The sequence below is a fragment of the Gemmatimonas sp. UBA7669 genome (assembly GCF_002483225.1).
Lineage (GTDB): Bacteria > Gemmatimonadota > Gemmatimonadetes > Gemmatimonadales > Gemmatimonadaceae > Gemmatimonas.
Genome location: NZ_DLHL01000027.1, coordinates 175,784 through 193,378 on the forward strand (window position 1 = coordinate 175,784; position 17,595 = coordinate 193,378).

Here is a 17,595-nt window from a genome sequence, read left to right on the forward strand (position 1 = left end):
TGGGCGGTCCCAGGGTGCTCCGATGACGTGGCCCCGCTGTGTAGCTCGAATTTTCGTTGCGTTGTGCTGTGTATTGCCCGCCACCGTATCCGCCCAAGTGGCCGATACGGTGCGCGGGGTGGTATACGACAGCCTGCTCAAGGCGCCAATCGCCGCGGCCACGGTCATCGGCTTGGCGCCGGGGCAGGAGCAGGCGCCGCAGGCCACAACCGATGCCGATGGCCGTTTTGTTCTGGTGGCGTCCACACGCATCGAGCGCCTCACCGTGTTCCACGACGAGTGGGAGCGTGTGGGGCTGTCGGCGCTCGACGCCGTGCGGCCTCAGGGGCTCGGCAGGTGGACACCGGCCCTCGCCACACCGTCGCTCGAAACGCTGTGGCTGCGTCTCTGTCAGCGACCCATACCGGCAACCGGTAACAAACCCGCCATCGTGTTCGGCACGCTGCGCCTGGCTGACGACAGCACACGCGTGTCCGGTGCGGCCCTCACCCTCGGCTGGGAACCCGATGTCTTCATCGAAGACCAGCGCTCTGGCAAGACCGGCGCGACGCAGAACACCACGGCCGTCACACGCAGCAACGAGCAAGGTGAGTTTTTCTTCTGCGGCGTACCGGATGCCGCGCACTTCGGCATCGTCGCTCGAGGATCGGGGCTCGCTTCCTCTGAAGTGTTGCTGCTCAGCGACGGCCGTCCCGTGCGCCGCATTGATCTCGTGCTCGGCGACAGCACGGTGCGCACCACCGTGGTTGGCACGCTGCACGATGAGTCGGGCGTGCCCGTGCGCGACGCGTCCGTGTCCATCGACGGCACACCCAACGTGGTGACGACAGGTGCCGATGGTCGCTTCGCGTTCACTGGTGTGCCGTTGGGCACCCGCATGCTCTCGGCCCGTAAAGTTGGCTACCTGCCCGCGGTGGTGCCCGCTGAAGTGGTGGACCGCAATGCACGCAGCGCCGCGAACGAGTTGCGCGTCAGCATGCAGCGCGGTGTCACGCTCGAGGGCGTCAAAGTGGTGGCGCGACGCGCGCTCAATCGCGACGTCGTGGACTTCAATCGCCGTCGCCTGTCGGGAATTGCGCGGTACATGGACAACACCGAACTGCGCAACATTCCGCGCATTCAGGATGCCCTGCGACTCTTTCCCTCGCTGAGAGTGCAAACCGCAAACAATGGCGTGGACTTCCTCGTGATGGGCCGGCAAATGCAGGCCAGCATCACGACCACGTCGCTCAGCATGGCGGGCTGCAGAGCGCAGATCTACATCGACGGCATCCAGGCCGACACGCAGTTTCTCTCCGTCCTCACTCCTGAGAGCATCGCGTCCATCGAAGTTTTTCCGACAGGCGCCTACGCCCCGGTTCGATTCCGCAATTTTGACGACAACTGCGCCGTAGTCCTCGTCTGGACTCTCGGGTTCTTCCTGCGCTGAGACGGTCGGGTCTTCCGGCCCACGGCAACCATGCAGTAGCGTTCAGCATGCATCGATATTTCGTCCCGCTTTGGGTGCTCACTGTCCTGCTGAGTGCCGTGCTCGTCCCCTCTATGTCCGCGCGTGCGCAGTCGGCACCAGCCCTTGCCGACACCATTCGTGGCCTGGCCTACGACAGTCTGTCCTGGCAGCCGCTCAAGGGCGCGCTCATCACCGCCGAGCCCACGGGACAGACGGCCGTCAGTGACTCGATGGGGCGCTTCCTCATCGTGGGCACGCAGCGCATCACGCGCCTCGTGGCCTTCCACGACCAGGCCGACCGACTCGGCCTTGGCGATCTCGTGGCCGAGCGTCCGGCGGGCGACGGCCCCTGGGCGCGGCCCATGGTCACCACGCCCGGCATCGGCACGGTGTGGCAGCGCCTCTGCGCGCCGGCGCGGCGCCCGGGCAACGGCAATGGTGGCATCGTCTTCGGCACGCTCACCGCCGCCGACGGCAACACTCGCGTGGCGGGGCTTGGTCTCGTCCTGCAATGGGAGAGTGTGCGCAGTCTCGCTGACACAGTGCGTCGCCTCGAGACTATCACCACGCGCAGCGACTCGCTGGGCAACTACGTGTTCTGCGGCGTGCAGGACTTTGGTCCGGCGGCCGTCGTAGCCTCGAGCAGTCAGTGGCGCAGCGACAACGTGCTCGTGCCGGCCGAGGCCTCGTCGCTGCGTCGCATGGATCTCATGGTAGGGCCAACGGAGGGGCAGGGGGCCTTCGCCACGGTAGGAGGCCGCGTATTCGATCAGAACGGCGACTACGTGGTGGGCGCGACCATCAGTATCGGCGGCTTTGCCGGTGAAATTCAGACCGGTCCCAACGGCCGTTTCACACTCAGCAATGTGCCCACCGGCTCACGCATGGTGACCGCACGGCGCGTGGGCTATCTGGGCGACGGCATCAAGGTGGATGTGCCGGCTGCCGGCAAGACCGATCTGGTCATCACGCTCGAGAAGTCCGTGGCCCTCGAACGTGTGGTCACACGCGACACCCGTCCGCGCAATCGCGATGCGGTGGAGCTCGAGGAACGCCTGCGCGCCAACAAGGGTCGCACGCTCGACTCCACCGACTTCGCGAAGTATCGCGAGCTTCGTCAGGCACTCGACGTGGTGCCCGGTGTGCGCACGCAGGTCGGACGCGCGCCCGGTGATTTCATTCTCAAGGGCCGTGGCGACTGTCTGGCCGTGGTGTGGGTGAACGGTGTGCGTGAGCCCAACGACTACGACAACATGCTCTCCCGCATGCCCAAGGACGCCATTGCGGCCATGGAGTTCTACCCCAGCGAGAACGTGGCGCCGGCGCGATTCCAGACCGGCGGCAACACCTGCGCCGTGGTGCTGGTGTGGACCAAGGCGCACATCAACGCGAGGCGTTGAGCGCTCAACCCCTGAGCGCTCAGCGCCCCATCGTTGACACGGCCTTCTCGGTGCCATCGGCAATCCACAGCTCTACCGCCTTGCACATGCGCTCGTATTGCTCCTCCACGAGCGCGCGTTCATCACGCGGCATGGTGTGCAGCACAAAATCGGCGAGGTCGCCGATCTGCCGACGTTCGTCCACCGGCTTGATGCCAATGCGCAGGCGCGGATAGGTCGCACTCTTGAGATGGGCCTCGACACTCTTGAGCCCATTGTGCCCGCCCGGACTGCCAGCTGCGCGAAGACGATACTCGCCCACCGGTACCGCCACTTCGTCCACAATGACCAGCAGGTCCTGCGCCGCGCTCCAGCCTTCACGCTTGAGGTAGGGACGCAGCACTTCGCCGCTCTTGTTCATGTAGGTCTGCGGCTTGACCAGCTTGACCTTCTTCGTGCCCACCAACCCGCTGGTGCTCACGGCATCGCCGTCCTTGCGCCAGGCTTCGAAGTGCCAGCGCGCGGCCAGTTCATCAAGCAGCCACCACCCCACGTTGTGGCGCGTGGCCTCGTACTCGCGCCCGGGATTGCCCAGGCCCACAATGACTTTCATGCGTAGGGGAAGACGTGCGGGGCGCGGAATGCGCCAGCGTGGGGTCACCATGCCGTGCGGACTCCGCGCCCCGCCAGTGTGTCGTATGAAACGAGACGGACCGACTTACTTCTCGTCGTCGGCCTTGGCCTTGCGAATGACCTCGGGCTCGGCCGCGCCATCAGCCGGCGCTTCGGCCTGCACCTTCGGCGGCGCCACCACGCACACCGTCGAACCGGCATCGTCCATGACCTTGATGCCAGCCGGCAGCGTGAGGTCGGACACATGCAGCGACTTGCCAAGCTTCACGCCCGACACGTCCACGTCGATGTGGTTGGGGATGTTGCCCGGATCGACCTGGATGGTGAGCTCGTGCATGATCTGGTCGAGGATACCACCCTCGAGACGCACACCTTCCGGCGTGCCCACGTACACGATCGGGCACTTCACCGTCACCGTCTCACCAGCCACCAGCTCCTGGAAGTCCATGTGCAGGATGGTGCGCTTGAACGGGTGGCGCTGGATTTCACGGATCAGCGTGCGGGCCGTCTTGCCGTCGATGGCCAGCTCGATGACCGTGCTCTTGATCGAGATGCTCTTCACGAGCTTCTCGGTCTCACGCGAGTTGAGCACCAGCGACTGCGGCTCACGATTGTGGCCGTAAATGACGGCGGGAATATTGCCCGCCTGGCGGATCTTGCGGGCGGCACCCTTGCCGGTCTCGGCGCGGGAATTGGCGGTCAGCGTGGCGTTAGCCATGGATACCTCGGTCTTGATTGTGGTTCGGGAGTAACCGGATTGGTCGTCCCGGCCGATCCTGCAACTACAAATACAACAACACCTGCAACTTCCAAGGAACCTACGACTCGGAACTCTAACTCAAAACTCGAAACTGATCAGTTTTGGGTTTTGAGTTCAGGTATTGAGTCCTGGGTTCTTTGCAGAACTCGTCAGTCGAACAACACACTCACCGACTGATCCGCGTGCGTGTAGCGGATGGCCTTGGCCAGCAGATCACCCACCGACAACACCTGCAGCGTGTCGAAACGCCGCTCGGGCGGCAGGTTGATCGTGTCCGTCACCACCACTTCCTTGATGGGCGCGTTCGACAGCCGCTCAACCGCTGGCCCGCTGAACAGGGCATGCGTGGCGCACACGTAGATGTCGTTCGCACCCAGATTCTTGAGCGCGCGCGCTGCCTCCGACACCGTGCCCGCCGTGTCGATCATGTCGTCGGGAATGAGACAATCACGACCTTCCACTTCACCGACCACGTTCATCACCTCGGCCACGTTGGCCTTGGGACGACGCTTGTCGATGATGGCAAACGTGGCGTCGAGTCGCTTGGCAAAACCGCGGGCCATCTTGGCTGAGCCCACGTCGGGCGCGACTACCACGAGGTCCTTGAGCTCCTTCCGACGGAAGTAGTTCGTGAACACCGGCGCCGCATACAGATGGTCGACCGGGACGTCGAAGAAGCCCTGCAACTGGTGCGCATGAAAATCGAGACCCAGGACGCGATCAGCGCCCGCGGTCTCGATGAGATTGGCCATCAGCTTGGCTCCGATGGCCACGCGCGGCTGATCCTTGCGGTCCTGACGTGCGTAGCCCGTGTAGGGCAGCACGGCCGTGACACGGGCTGCCGACGCGCGACGCGCCGCGTCGATCAGCAGCAGCAGCTCCAGCATGTTCTCGCCGGGCGGGTTGGTGGGCTGCACCACGAACACATCCGCGCCGCGGATGTTCTCGTCGATGCGCACGAACACCTCGCCGTCGGCGAATCGCGTGCAGGTCACCTTGCAGAGCTCGGCCCCCAGCGAGCGAGCCACCTCTTCCGCCAGTGGCCGGTTGGCCGTGCCGGAAAGGATCTTGAAGCCGCGGGCAGACGTCGGAATCGGGTTGTCCGAGACGCTCATGTCGGTGACGTGCGCGAGTGAAAGTGGAAAGCCGAGCCAAAACACGACAGCCTCTCAAGATAGCCCGACCGGGAGGGCAGAGGAACCCGCCGGACTCGGCCTTTCGCCCGCCTTGCTGCACCGGAGGGCGGGCGAAGAAAGCCCAAAGCGCGAGGTCCGGAGCACAAACGTGACACCTTCGCCGTCGTGTCGGGGGCGAGTCGTCACCGGTTGGTGACAGAGCACGGGCAGCCTTCCGCGTCCTTCCCGATCCCCGGGAGGCACGGACCCGTTCCCTACCTCTGCATGCGCTCGACTATGCGCCCCCTCTCCTCACTCCTGCGCCGCATTGGCCGGAGTCTGGCCGTCGGACTGCTTCCTGTTCTCGCCCCGCTGGCGCCGCTGTCGGCCCAGGCCACCGAGGGCTTCGTGGCCGGATCCGTGCGCAGCGTGGCCGGCGCGCCTGTGGCCGGCGCGCAGGTCGTGGCCCGCAACGAAGCCACCGGCACCCAGCAGACCCGGCAGACCGACGCCCGCGGTCGCTACGTCTTTGCCCAGCTGCCCATTGGTGGCCCCTACAGCATCACGGTCAGGCAGCTGGGCTTCCGCCCGGTGCGCCGCACCGGCCTGATGCTCAACCTCGGCGACCGCGTGGATCTCGACATCACGCTGGAAACGGCCACACAGGAACTGGGTGCCGTCGAAGTGCGCGCCGATCTCGAGAGCAAGCGCGCCGAGCGTGTGGGCGCCAGCACCATCGTGACGGAAAAGGAAATCCGTCAGTTGCCCATTCAGGATCGCTCCTTCGCCGACCTGTCCATCATCGCACCGACCACCAGTCGCGCGGGCACCGGCGGCATCATTACGTCGAGTTCCTCCATTGCCGGTGGCCGTGTGACGGGCACCGACATTCGTGTGGACGGTGTGCAGGCCAAGAACACGCTCTGGGGCGCGGGCTTTGGTCGCGGCCCGTACTCGCTGTCCGTCGAAGCCGTGCGCGAGTTTGAAGTCGTAACGAACGTGTACGATGTGACGCAGGGCCGTCAGGGCGCAGGTGCAGTGAATGTGGCCACGCGCGCCGGCACCAACACCACGGCGGGCAGCCTGTTTGCGTACAATCGCAACGAGGCCTTCACCACCAATACCAACTTCCTCGGCCAGCCCATCACCACCTTCGACAACTGGCAGTTCGGTGGCGCGCTGGGCGGCGCGCTGCGGAAGGACAAGCTGCACTACTTCGTGGCCTACGATCGTCAGCAGGTGGCCGAGCCCTTCAGCACCCTGCAGGTGGAGAACGCGGCTGACTGGGCCCGCACGCAGGTGGCGCCTGATTCGGTGGCGCGCTTCCTCGACATTCTTACGCGCCAGTATGGTCTGCCTGCGGGACGTCAGGTGGGTACCTTCGATCGCGGCAACACGCTCAACACCGTGTTCGGCCGTCTCGATTGGCAGATGAACGAGTCGCATCGCGCCACGCTGCGCACCACCTACTCCGACTTCTTCTACGACAACTCCATTCCCGACCGCGAGCTGTCCGTGCTGGAAAGCCGTGGCAATCAGAAGTCGCGCGAAGTGCAGGTCATGGCGTCGGTCAAGTCCAATCTGGCGTCGCGCACCACGAACGACTTCCGCCTCGCCTACACCAATCGCATTCTCGAAAATCAGGCCAACGTGCGCCTGCCGCGCGCATGGGTGAACGTCAGCTCTGCGCTGCCCACCGGTGGCACGGGCACCAATCAGGTGCTGCAGTTCGGCGGTCAGCGTACCAGCCCGGAGCTGCAGACCGAGGTGTCGTACCAGCTCGTGAACGTGCTGCGACTCGACCGCGATCGCAGTGCCTTCACCCTGGGCACCGATCACTCGCTCAATGATCTCTCCATGTTCGTGTCCATCGAAACCGATGGGCTCTTTCAGTTCTCCAATCTCGCCGCCCTCGAGGCGCGTCGGCCGTCGAGCTTTGCCCGTCTCGTGCCGCTCAAGGACCTCGAGCCGCGCATGAACCAGTGGGTGTACGACGGTGGCGCGTTTGCGCAGGCCGAGTTCCGGCCGCGCAGCAATCTCACGCTGTCGGCTGGCCTGCGTGCCGACGTGTCGGCCTTCCTCAGCGCCGCCAATCCCAACGCGGCGGTGGAGCAGGCCTTTGGTCGCCGCACCGACGTCAAGCCCACGGACTTTGCCTTGCAGCCGCGTGCTCAGGCCACCTGGACGCCGGGCACCAGCGGTCGTCATCTGCTTCGTGCCGGGTCGGGCTACTTCACGGCCCAGCCGCACTACATGGTGCAGATCAACCATCTGCTCAATGATGGCTCGCAGCTCGCCGACGTGCTGCTCACCGGGGCGGCCGTGCCGACGCCCGACTTCGTGTCGTATCGCGAAAGCTTTGCCAACGTGCCGGGTGTGCCGGCCGGCGCTACGCAACGTCCGCAGTACATCAACATGTTCGGCGCCGACTTCAAGGTGCCGCGCACCTGGAAGAGCGACCTGGCCTACCAGCTGCGCCTGCGTGATGGTGGGCTGACGCTTGGTGCCTCGGCGCAGTATGCGCACACCTACGAGTTGTATCGTTACGTCGATCTCAACCTGCGCGACCAGCCCGATTTCCGTCTGGCCAACGAGGACAACCGCGCCGTGTTCGTGCCGGCTGCCAGCATCACGGCCGCCGGCGGCCGCAACCCCGTGCTGGCGCGTCCCTTCTCGCGGTTCCAGCGCGTGCTCGAGCTGCGCAGCGACGCCGCGCAACATCAGAAGGCACTCGTGTTCGACGCCGCCCTGCGTCTGCCGCGTGGCGGTTCGCTGACGGGCTCGTTCACCTTCAACGAGACGCGCGACAACAGCTCATTCAACTGCTGCATCGCCATTACCTCGGTGTTTACACCGGTGCCCAGCGATCCACGCATTGCCAGCTGGGGTGCGAGCAACACGGACTTCCGTCACAAGCTGGTGCTGTATGGGGCCACGCCCGAAGTGGCCGGCTTCCAGTTCAGCGCGCGTGTGATTGGCCAGTCGGGCTCCCCGTGGTCGGCCACGGTGGCGCAAGACATCAATGGCGACGATGTCGGTGCCGGCAGCTCCTTTGCCAACCAGAACGACCTCGCCTTCGTCTTCGACCCCAATACCAGCGGGCTGCGGCAGGGCTTTGCGGACTCACTGCGCCTCGTCTACAACAGCCCCGCCAATACGGCCGGCAGCTATCTGCGCAGCCAGGTGGGCCGCATTGCCGATCGCAACGCCGTGCGCAACCCGTTCGTGACCCAGGTGGACGTGCGCCTGTCGCAGCGTTTGCCCAGCGTGCGCGGCCAGAAGGCCCAACTCACGCTCGACGTGTTCAACGCCGCGTCGCTACTCAACCACAATTGGGGTGGCGTGCGTGTCGTGCCGGGTGCCAACCAGGCCCTGCTCAACGTGATTGGCTTCGATCAGGTGGCGCGTGAGTACCGTTACCGCGTGAACCCGAACTTCGGGCGCACCGTCAAGAGCGGCAACCGCTACCAGATGCAGCTCGGCATTCGCTACGAGTTCTGATCGCCATCAACTGACACCGGGTGCACTCGCCCCGGGTGTTCGTGGTCCATTGGCCACGGGCGCCCGGGGCGAAGGCGTATGCCACCTTGCCGCCCGGCCGAGGCCCCTTGGCCGCGCCGCCCCGACCTCGTAGTTTGACAGGGCGCGGACCCTGCTGGCCCATCGTATAACGGCTATTACCCCGGCCTTTGGAGCCGGAGATCTTGGTTCGATTCCAAGTGGGCCTACTCCGTCGCCTCACCGATTTGCGTCACCGCTTCGCGTCACCGCCCGGCTTCCCCGCGGCCTGTATGACCTCCAGCAGCTCCATCTGCCGACGCTGCAAGGTCACGAGCTCGGCAATCTGCATGGCACGCATTTCGTCCAGCTTGCGGTGAATCTCCAGCACCTGCTCCTCGGCGATCAGGTTGACCTGGTAGTCGTGCTGCGCCTCCAGTCGGTCGCGCGCGGCCTGCCGGTTTTGACTCATCATGATGATGGGTGCCTGCAACGCCGCGAGGCAGGACAACACCAGATTCAGCAGAATGAACGGATAGGGATCGTACGGCGCGCGGGCCATGGAGTTGGCGATGAGCCAGAGCACAATGATCAGCGCGAACAGGCCGATGAATCGCCAACTGCCACCGAACGACGCGACACGGTCGGCAACGCGCTCGCCGAGTGTGGGCTCGCCTGACAGGCTGGGTGGTGGCGTGTGCTGCTTGAGCGACGGAAACGTCCAAGACGAGCGGGTCATCGCGACTCCGGGGTGAGAGGGATTGGCCAGAGCCAGGCCGCGCCGCGCACGCCGCTGGCATCACCATGCACATGACGTCGCACCGCCGTGGTCACGACATCGGAAAACACCCAGGCGCCGAGCCGCGCGCCAATATCCTCAGCCAGACGCGGGCTGTTGGATACACCGCCACCCAGCACGATCACATCGGGGTCGAGCACGTTCACGATGGTGGCGAGGCTGCGCGCCGCACGATCCACCACCAACTCGCGTGTCGCCGCGGCGGCGGCGTCGCCATCGAGGGCGGCCTGCATGATGTCGGCCGCATGGCGCTGCTGACCCGTGCGCCGTGCGTGATCGGCGGCAATGCCGGGCCCGGATATCCAGGTCTCGATGCAGCCGCGCTGACCACAATAGCACGCAGGCCCCTCGAACTCCTCAGCGCGCGGCCAAGGCAGGGGATTGTGTCCCCACTCGCCGGCAATGCGATTGCGGCCCACCAGACAGTGGCGATCGATGACCACACCACCGCCCACTCCCGTGCCAAGAATGACACCAAACACCACGCGTCCGTCGGCACCCGCGCCATCGCTGGCCTCCGACAACGCAAAACAGTTGGCGTCGTTCTCCACGCGCACCGGACGTGACAGGCGCGATTCGAGATCGGACTGCAGCGCTTCCCCGATGAGCCACGTGGAGTTCGCGTTCTTCACGCGACCGGTCTCAGGCACGATGGTGCCCGGTATGCCGAGGCCCACGGACGCGTCGCGCCCGTGATTCCCCGCTCGGTCTTCGAGCGTGTGCACCAGATCGGCGAGCGCGTCGAGCGTTGCGCCATAGTGCCGCGGCGTGGGCACGCGCTCGCGTGCGAGTACCTGGCCCGAGGGGTCGAGCGCGACCCCTTCGATCTTGGTGCCGCCGAGGTCAATGCCGATGCGTACGGAAGTGTGCATGCCGCGACTATGGGCAGGCGGCAGACTGGCGGCAAGAGGGGAATCACGGACGTCACGGCCCGCGCTGCCACACCGCCGACATGGCGGTAGATTGCGGCGTGAGAGCCCGGCCACCTGTCGGGCAAACGAGTCCGGACATCTGCCTACCGCAATGCCTGCCCAATCCGTTCGCGATCTGTTTCCCGTCCTCAAGCCGCGCCGCCTGAACCGCGCGCTGGCGTCGCTGGTCCAGACGACTGTCGTCCTTGCGACCCTTGCAGCCTGCAGTGGCGGCGACAGCCCCACCGGTCCCGGTGAACCTCCCACGCCGCCCCCGCCTCCGCCACCACCGGTCACCTTCACCGTGCCGGCCATTGAGCGCGAGTTCCGCGGCATGTGGATTGCCACGGTGGCCAACATCGACTGGCCCACACGTGCCGATCTCACCGCCGCGCAGCAGCAAACGGAAATGAACGTGCTGCTCGACGCCGCTGTGGCCGCCGGCCTCAACGCCGTCGTGGTGCAGGTGCGTCCGGCGGGCGACGTCATCTATCCCTCCACGCTCGAACCCTACGCGCGTTCGCTCACGGGTGTGCAGGGGCAGGGGCCGGGGTACGACCCACTCGGCTACATCGTGCAGCAGGCCCGGCAACGCGGCCTCGAAGTGCACGCCTGGTTCAATCCGTTCCGCGCCGGTAATCTGCGCGACACGCTCACCATGTCGCCCCAGCACTTCTCCGTGCGACGCCCCGATCTGGTGCGCAAGTGTGGGCAGCTCTGGTTCGACCCCGGCGAGAACGCCGTGCACGACCAGGCCATTGCCGTCATTCGGGAAGTCATCGCGAAGTACAACATCGATGCCGTGCACATCGATGACTTCTTCTATCCCTACCCCGAGACCTGCAGCAACTTCCCCGACAGCGCCACCTATCGCCGCTATCAGACAGGCGGTGGCACGCTGTCGCTGAACGACTGGCGCCGCGACAACGTGAATCGCTTTGTCGATCGCATGTATCGTGAGTCGCACGAACAGCGCAGCACGGTGCGGGTGGGCATCAGTCCGTTCGGCATCTGGCGTCCGGGCAATCCGCCGGGCATCACGGGGCTCGACGCGTACACCAGCATCTTCGCCGACTCGCGGCTCTGGCTGCAGCGCGGTTGGGTGGACTATTTCGCGCCGCAGCTCTACTGGAGCATCGCCAGCACCGGGCAGAGCTTCCCCGCGCTGTTGGCCTGGTGGGGACAGCAGAACACGCAGCGCCGGCATTTGTGGCCGGGGCTCGCGTCGTACCGCATTGGTGCCGACCCCGGGCCGTTCTCACCCACCGAAATCCCCAACCAGATCCAACTCATTCGCAGCGGAGCCACAACGCCAGGGGCTGCCACCGGCAGCATCCTCTACAACGGCTCCAGCGTACGCAACAATCGCGGCGGCTTTGCCACGGCACTGGCCGGTGGTCTCTATGCCAACGGCGCCATTCCGCCGGCATCCCCCTGGCTGGGCAACACGCCGCCGTCGGCGCCGGGCATGTCCGTCAATCCCGGCATGCTGGCCACGCAGGTCATCATCAACCCCGCAGGCAGTGATGCATGGTGGTGGCTGGTGCGCTGGCGTCGCGCGGGCACCTGGCGTCAGCGCCTCGTGCCGGGCACGCAGTTGCAGGTCAACATCGACGCCATCGGGCTCGAAGGCATCGTCGTGAACGCCATCGACAAGACGGGCAATGCGTCAGCAGACGTGGTGTGGCGACCGTCCTGAGTGATGCGTGACGGGCTCGCGGAGTGGCTCCCGGGGAACGCCCGGAGTCACTCCGCGGCCATCAAGCCACTCTTCGAACTCTCCCGCATGGTGGCATACACCACCAGCGAGAGGGCAATGCATCCGGTCACGTACCAGTAGAACCACTCCTCGTGGCCAATGCTCTTGCACCAGAGCGCGACATATTCGGCCGTGCCGCCAAACAGGGACACGGTCACGGCGTAGGGAAAGCCCACCCCCAGGGCGCGCACACCCGTGGGAAACAGCTCGGCCTTCACCACCGCGTTGATGGCGGTGTATCCGCTCACGGCCACCAGCGCGAGCATCAGCAACCCCACGGCCGAGGGCACCGTGCGCACCTGCTCGAGCGCCCGAAAGAGCGGCACGGTGCCCAGCGTGCCCACAATGCCAAAGGCCATGAGCACCGGCCGACGTCCAATCACATCGGACAGGGCACCCACCAGCGGCTGCAGCAGCATGTAGCCACCGAGCGTCACGGCATTGATGAGCGTGGCCTGTTGCGCCGAAAAGCCGGCGGTGTTCACCAGATACTTCTGCGCGTAAGTGGTGAAGGTGTAGAAGGCCACGGTGCCGCCAGCCGTGAGGCCCACCACCGTGAACACGGCACGCGGGTGTGCCGCCAAGGCACGCAACGACGCCAGAGGCGGTGCGTCAGCGGCACGTGCGGCGCGGGCTGTTTGCACCGCCGCGAACTCCGCCGATTCCTCGAGCGAGCGCCGAAGCCAGATGGCCACCACGGCGCAGAGTGCGCCAATCACGAAGGGTATGCGCCAGCCCCAGGCACGCAGCGCCTCCTCGTCGAGCACACGTTGCAGCACCAACAGCACGCCCAACGCCAACAGCTGCCCCATGATGAGCGTGACGTACTGGAAGCTCGACCAGAATCCGCGATGACGCTGCCCGGCCATTTCGCTCAGGTAGGTGGCCGATGCGCCGTATTCACCGCCGACACTCAGGCCCTGCAGCAGACGCGCCAGGACCAGCAGCGAAGGTGCCGCGAGCCCGATGCTGGCATAGGTCGGCGTCACCGCAATGAGCAGCGAGCCGCCGCACATGAGCAGCACGGACGCTGTGAGCGCCGCACGTCGGCCGTGACGGTCGGCATAGCGTCCCATGAGCCAGCCACCCAGCGGTCGCATGAAGAAGCCCACCGCAAACACCGCTGCGGCATTGAGCAACTGGATGGTCTGATTGGCCGGTGGGAAGAACGCGCGCGCGAAGTAGAGCGAGAACGCCGAGTAGGCGTACCAGTCGTACCACTCCACCAGATTGCCAACCGAGCCGCCAAAGATCGCGCGCAGGCGGCGACTGGTGCCGCTCATACGTCACGCCTCATGCGCCGCGCCTCATGTGTTGCCCCGATCGATGGCGCGGGCCAGCAGGTCGAGCACGTCCGCAGCGGTTTGCACGCCGGGGACTTCGTCCATGTCAATCACATAGCCGTAGCGCGACGCGATGGCCTCATAGAGTGGCTGGCGATGCGCCAGCAACTGCTCGAAGCCCCACACGGCAAAATCATCGGGGTCCACCTCGTCCGGGGCCACTTTGCGCGTGTCGAGATAGGTCTGCCACGTCGCCGCCAGGAACGCGGGCTGGTAGTACATGGGCTTGGGATGCGCGCGGAATCGCTCCACCAGCATGCGCGTGTGCGCCGCGGTGCCGCGGATGTACACCAGCATGGTGTGCTCGGCGAGGCAGCGCAGCACCGGGTCCTGCGGGTCGTTCACGTCCACCACTTCGCAGAGACTGCCGCCCGAGTCGCACACAAAATGGGCGTAGCCATAAATGGACGTGGCCCGCTCGATGAACTCGGGCACGTCGAGCAGGGCACGGATTTCTGCCGAACGGTGCTGGGCCTGCCGGCGCACGTACTCGGCGTAGGCAATGCCGCCCAGATCCTCGCGCCCCGGTTTGCCCAGATAGGTGGACAGGGGGCTCAGATTCTCGAACGACAGGTTGGAGCGGATGTAGATGGAGTCCGAGCGCAGCAGCTGCCGAAGGAAGGGCACCTTCATGGCTTCGCGCTTGAAGTTGTCCACGATGTGCTCGTCCATGTACCGCGTCCCGATGCGGTAATCCACCGAGTACTGGAACCAGTCGTGGCGCTGCAGCAGGCCGGCCAGCGTGGTTTTTCCCACACCCGACATGCCAAAGAAGGTCACGGCATGAGCCGGCTGTTCGCGCAGGGCGCGCCCCGTAGAGAATCGCATCCTGCTAAATTCCGGCCCGTTGCACCGGACCTCAAGCCCCTCTCCCGATGTCGTTCGCCAAGCACGGCCTGCAGGTATTTGATATCCCCATCAGCATTCTCCCCACGGACATCGACGACAACGAACATGTCAACAACGTGGTGTATCTGCGATGGATCTTCGACGTGGCGCTGGCGCACTGGAACGTGAGTGCGCCCGACGACATGAAGGCCACCTACGGGTGGGTGGCCACGCGCCACGAAATCGACTATCGCCGCGAGGCGGTGCTGGGAGACGAGATCATTGCGCGCACCTGGATTGGCGCGGTGGACTCCCGGCGATTCGAGCGGCACACGGAGATTGTCCGTGGTCAGGACGATCACGTGCTGGCCCGGGCGCGTTCACTCTGGACGCTCATTGCCCGGGACACGGGCCGCATCACACGCATTCCCCCGCACATGGTGGAGCTATTTTCGGCTTACATGCACCCGGTCTAGTCGACCAGGGGGCCGCTACCAGTCAGCCGACACGCGCAGTACCACCGCCCGGCCGGCGGCGTCGGCAAACTCCTTGTAGCGTGACATGAAGTCGCGGTAGCGGGCGTCGAACAGGTTGCGCACGCTGAGATCAACATGCACGAGGCCGCGGGGGGTGAGGCGGCTGGTGCCGGCACTGATATGCAGGGCGTGCCACGACGGCGGGGCAAAGTCATCGCGGAAGGTGCGGGTCTGCTTGGCGTGCCACTCACTGGTGAGTGAGGCGTTGGGCCCCAGCGCGGCGCGACCCCAGCGCAGCGTCTGCTGTACCCGCAGCGGTGGCACGAAGGGCAGGGCCGTACCATCCACGCGGTTGCTGGCGTGTGTGAAGTCACTGCTGCCCTGCCAGCTCCAACCGGCGGGCAGTTGCCACTGCAGGGCCAGTTCGCTGCCCATCAGGCGGGCGTTGCCCTGCCGCACTTCCAGTGAGTCGAGTGCACGGCCGGGCTGCCCGATGGGCGCGAGATAGATGTAGTCGGCAATGCGATTGTGGTACACGTTCCACTCGCCCTGCACCCGCGAGGTGTTGAGCCGGAGCCCCACATCGGCGTTGATGCTGGACTCCACGCGCAGATCGCGGCGGCCAATCTCGAACGCCCGTGTGCCCTCGTGGAATCCGTTCGCAAAGAGATCGGACGCACTGGGTGCACGGAATCCACGCGCCACATTGAAGGCCAGGGCCAGCGGCCGATCATGGCGATACACGGCGCCCAGCGTGCCGGTGAAGGCGTTGAACTGTCGCGCCGTGGCGTCGAGCGCGAGCACCGCGTTGCCCGGTGTCGTGAGACGACGCCAGTCGTAGCGCGCTCCCGTGGACAGCGACCAGGAACCGCGCACGGTCTGCTCCATCACGTACAGCCCGACGGTACGTGTGGTGTTGTCGGGGATGAGCGTTTCCTGCCCGAAGGTGGTGAAGCGTGTCTCCTGCGCCGCCACGCCAATGGTACCACGCAAACCCTGCCATGGCGCGTGGTGCCAGTGCAGAAATGCATTGCGGTTGTCCGAGTTGAGCCCCAGGGTCACGTCGCGCGTGTCACGCGAATCGAACTCGGAGCGGCGGTTGGCCTCGAGTCCGAGCTGCAGTTGCAGGCGCTGCGCGCCGCGGCTCCAGTCGGCGTCGAGCGTATGGCGCATGGTGCGAATGCGCTGGCGGCCCGTGTAATTCGGTGACGTGACCGGATCATCGGCAATTTCAATGGTCTCGTCGCGCCACGAGCTGACCAGCGAGGCGCTCCGCGCACCGCGTATGGTGTTGGCCCGCGCGCCAACGGCCACCTCACCGTAGCCAGTGCGATTGCCCGAATTGGCCACCTCACCGCCCGGCGTGCGCAGATCCCCGGCCGTACGCCCAGTGGCGGTGGCGCGCCAACCGAACATGCCGCGTGCGCCTTCGGTGGCGAGCGTTGTGGACGGCGCGCGGTTGGCGCCGTGATAGGCCATGCTGACACGGCCGCGCCAGAGCGTCACGTCGGGTTCGGCCACCGGCAACGGGCGCCGCACGACATTCACCACGCCGCCCAGTGCATCGGAACCATACAGTACAGACGCCGGTCCCTTGACCACTTCAATGCGCTCGGCGTCTGCGCTTTCGACATTGGGCGAATGGTCGTGTCCCCACTGCTGCGTCTCCGTGCGCTGTCCGTTGGCCAGCGTGACCACGCGATTGTTGGTGAGGCCGCGAATGACCGGCTTGCCGATGCCGGTGGTCATGGAGAGCGAGCGCACACCGGCCATGCCTTCGAGCGTTTCGCCGAGTGACGCGCCCTGGCTGCGTCGCAGCGAGGCGCCGCTGAGTTGCGCGGTAGGCTGGGCGATGCGCCGGATGTCAGTGGCAACAGCTGTCGCGGTGACCTGCATGGTGGGCAGGGCCTTGGCGAAGACGAGGCGGATGGAATCGGCGCGCAGGGAGTCGGCGCGGGTGCTGTCGGGTTGGGCGTGAGCGGTGGCCGGGAGCAGGAAGAGCAGGGCCAGGGGGAGATGAAGGGGGCGCATATACCAATATTAGGTGAGCCTAAAAAGAAAGACAAGTAACTACATAAACGCCGTCCACCGCTCTGGGCCGTGCGCGGTGGGCTGTGAGTGGGAGTGGTTCAGGCCGCGGCATCGCGCCGTTCACCAGTTGCGGATAGCGCGAACTCGCCCATGCACCACTTACACCCATTGCTCACAGCCCAGAGCACAAAGCAGTGGATGGCGAAACCGCAGTTCACCCAACCCGCACTTCACACCCCCGTTGACTTTCCCCCGTCCCTTCGCCATTCTCCCCGACCCGCCAAACGCGCCGCGGTTGTGACGTTGCTCAGCGACGTTCGAATCGTGTGAGATGCGCCGGCAGGGGACCCGCAATGCGGGTCGTCGTTCAGGTGAGGCATCCCATCGTGGAATTCCCTGAATGCGCGCGGAGGGCACGCGCCGGCACGGTTCAATCCGCTGCCGTTTCGATCACGAAAAAGATCGAAAAAAGCGAGCTCGACCGCTTGACTGCGAAAGCAGAAAAGGTTATTAGTTAGATCTGCCGCCGAAACGGTGGCCAACACAAAGAGATGTAACTTGCGTAGCTGCTTGCAGTTACGCGCAGGACGGAGCCCTCGGGCTCACCGCTGTT

The 17,595-nt window shown here is 65.5% G+C and carries 13 protein-coding genes and 1 tRNA gene; 6 read left to right on the top strand and 8 right to left on the bottom strand.

From position 1 onward, the window contains the following. Positions 1-22 precede the first annotated feature (22 nt). Together B2747_RS08260 and B2747_RS08265 are read left to right on the top strand one after the other, a co-directional pair. Positions 23-1,429 (top strand): carboxypeptidase-like regulatory domain-containing protein, encoded by a 1,407-nt coding sequence (locus B2747_RS08260; protein WP_291159047.1) that lies wholly within the window; start codon positions 23-25, stop codon positions 1,427-1,429. A gap of 47 nt (positions 1,430-1,476) precedes the next feature. Further along, complete coding sequence (locus B2747_RS08265) at positions 1,477-2,850, top strand: carboxypeptidase-like regulatory domain-containing protein (protein WP_291159050.1); 1,374 nt, start codon at positions 1,477-1,479, stop codon at positions 2,848-2,850. Between the two features lie 19 nt (positions 2,851-2,869). Here B2747_RS08265 and pth read toward each other — a convergent pair whose 3' ends face one another. The 3 genes from pth to B2747_RS08280 form a co-directional block, all read right to left on the bottom strand. After that, positions 2,870-3,493 (bottom strand): aminoacyl-tRNA hydrolase, encoded by a 624-nt coding sequence (gene pth, locus B2747_RS08270; protein ID WP_291159052.1) that lies wholly within the window; start codon positions 3,491-3,493, stop codon positions 2,870-2,872. 54 nt (positions 3,494-3,547) lie between these two features. After that, a complete protein-coding gene (locus tag B2747_RS08275; protein WP_291159055.1) occupies positions 3,548-4,180 on the bottom strand; it encodes a 50S ribosomal protein L25/general stress protein Ctc in 633 nt (210 codons plus the stop codon). A 191-nt stretch (positions 4,181-4,371) separates the two neighbouring features. Continuing rightward, a complete protein-coding gene (locus B2747_RS08280; RefSeq protein WP_343125884.1) occupies positions 4,372-5,337 on the bottom strand; it encodes a ribose-phosphate pyrophosphokinase in 966 nt (321 codons plus the stop codon). 297 nt (positions 5,338-5,634) lie between these two features. Here B2747_RS08280 and B2747_RS08285 point away from each other — a divergent pair, with 297 nt between their 5' ends. Both B2747_RS08285 and B2747_RS08290 read left to right on the top strand, forming a co-directional pair. Further along, positions 5,635-8,838 carry a TonB-dependent receptor gene (locus tag B2747_RS08285; RefSeq protein WP_291159059.1) on the top strand — a complete coding sequence of 1,068 codons (3,204 nt, stop codon included), beginning with the start codon at positions 5,635-5,637 and terminating at the stop codon, positions 8,836-8,838. A gap of 156 nt (positions 8,839-8,994) precedes the next feature. Beyond that, a tRNA-Gln gene (locus tag B2747_RS08290) sits at positions 8,995-9,065 on the top strand. Between the two features lie 23 nt (positions 9,066-9,088). Here B2747_RS08290 and B2747_RS08295 read toward each other — a convergent pair. Together B2747_RS08295 and B2747_RS08300 are read right to left on the bottom strand one after the other, a co-directional pair. Beyond that, positions 9,089-9,574, bottom strand: coding sequence for a DUF1003 domain-containing protein (locus B2747_RS08295; protein ID WP_291159061.1), 486 nt, complete (start codon positions 9,572-9,574; stop codon positions 9,089-9,091). After that, positions 9,571-10,506, bottom strand: coding sequence for an ROK family protein (locus B2747_RS08300; protein WP_291159063.1), 936 nt, complete (start codon positions 10,504-10,506; stop codon positions 9,571-9,573). The genes B2747_RS08295 and B2747_RS08300 overlap by 4 nt, the downstream gene beginning before the upstream one ends. 151 nt (positions 10,507-10,657) lie before the next feature. Between B2747_RS08300 and B2747_RS08305 the strand changes: the two genes are divergently transcribed. Further along, positions 10,658-12,244: a glycoside hydrolase family 10 protein gene (locus tag B2747_RS08305; RefSeq protein WP_291159065.1), complete on the top strand. Its 1,587-nt coding sequence runs from the start codon at positions 10,658-10,660 to the stop codon at positions 12,242-12,244. A gap of 47 nt (positions 12,245-12,291) precedes the next feature. Here B2747_RS08305 and B2747_RS08310 read toward each other — a convergent pair whose 3' ends face one another. Continuing rightward, entirely contained in the window at positions 12,292-13,587 is a 1,296-nt protein-coding gene (locus B2747_RS08310; protein ID WP_291159069.1) for an MFS transporter, read from the bottom strand. 24 nt (positions 13,588-13,611) lie between these two features. Further along, positions 13,612-14,475, bottom strand: a complete 864-nt coding sequence (locus B2747_RS08315; protein WP_291159072.1) for an ATPase — start codon at positions 14,473-14,475, stop codon at positions 13,612-13,614. Between the two features lie 47 nt (positions 14,476-14,522). Here B2747_RS08315 and B2747_RS08320 point away from each other — a divergent pair, with 47 nt between their 5' ends. After that, on the top strand, positions 14,523-14,951 hold the full coding sequence (locus tag B2747_RS08320) for an acyl-CoA thioesterase (RefSeq protein WP_291159076.1): 429 nt from the start codon (positions 14,523-14,525) through the stop codon (positions 14,949-14,951). Positions 14,952-14,966: 15 nt separating this feature from the next. On the opposite strand, the gene B2747_RS08325 is transcribed toward B2747_RS08320, so the two are convergent. Further along, positions 14,967-16,982: a TonB-dependent receptor gene (locus tag B2747_RS08325; RefSeq protein WP_291159078.1), complete on the bottom strand. Its 2,016-nt coding sequence runs from the start codon at positions 16,980-16,982 to the stop codon at positions 14,967-14,969. Positions 16,983-17,595: the final 613 nt, after the last annotated feature.

What these genes read in the sequence shown, in the direction of transcription:
- B2747_RS08260 (WP_291159047.1), top strand. Translation starts at nt 23, where the DNA reads ATGACGTGGCCCCGCTGTGTAGCTCGAATTTTCGTTGCGTTGTGCTGT.
- B2747_RS08265 (WP_291159050.1), top strand. Translation starts at nt 1,477, where the DNA reads ATGCATCGATATTTCGTCCCGCTTTGGGTGCTCACTGTCCTGCTGAGT.
- pth (WP_291159052.1), bottom strand. Translation starts at nt 3,493, where the DNA reads ATGGTGACCCCACGCTGGCGCATTCCGCGCCCCGCACGTCTTCCCCTA.
- B2747_RS08275 (WP_291159055.1), bottom strand. Translation starts at nt 4,180, where the DNA reads ATGGCTAACGCCACGCTGACCGCCAATTCCCGCGCCGAGACCGGCAAG.
- B2747_RS08280 (WP_343125884.1), bottom strand. Translation starts at nt 5,337, where the DNA reads ATGAGCGTCTCGGACAACCCGATTCCGACGTCTGCCCGCGGCTTCAAG.
- B2747_RS08285 (WP_291159059.1), top strand. Translation starts at nt 5,635, where the DNA reads ATGCGCCCCCTCTCCTCACTCCTGCGCCGCATTGGCCGGAGTCTGGCC.
- B2747_RS08295 (WP_291159061.1), bottom strand. Translation starts at nt 9,574, where the DNA reads ATGACCCGCTCGTCTTGGACGTTTCCGTCGCTCAAGCAGCACACGCCA.
- B2747_RS08300 (WP_291159063.1), bottom strand. Translation starts at nt 10,506, where the DNA reads ATGCACACTTCCGTACGCATCGGCATTGACCTCGGCGGCACCAAGATC.
- B2747_RS08305 (WP_291159065.1), top strand. Translation starts at nt 10,658, where the DNA reads ATGCCTGCCCAATCCGTTCGCGATCTGTTTCCCGTCCTCAAGCCGCGC.
- B2747_RS08310 (WP_291159069.1), bottom strand. Translation starts at nt 13,587, where the DNA reads ATGAGCGGCACCAGTCGCCGCCTGCGCGCGATCTTTGGCGGCTCGGTT.
- B2747_RS08315 (WP_291159072.1), bottom strand. Translation starts at nt 14,475, where the DNA reads ATGCGATTCTCTACGGGGCGCGCCCTGCGCGAACAGCCGGCTCATGCC.
- B2747_RS08320 (WP_291159076.1), top strand. Translation starts at nt 14,523, where the DNA reads ATGTCGTTCGCCAAGCACGGCCTGCAGGTATTTGATATCCCCATCAGC.
- B2747_RS08325 (WP_291159078.1), bottom strand. Translation starts at nt 16,982, where the DNA reads ATGCGCCCCCTTCATCTCCCCCTGGCCCTGCTCTTCCTGCTCCCGGCC.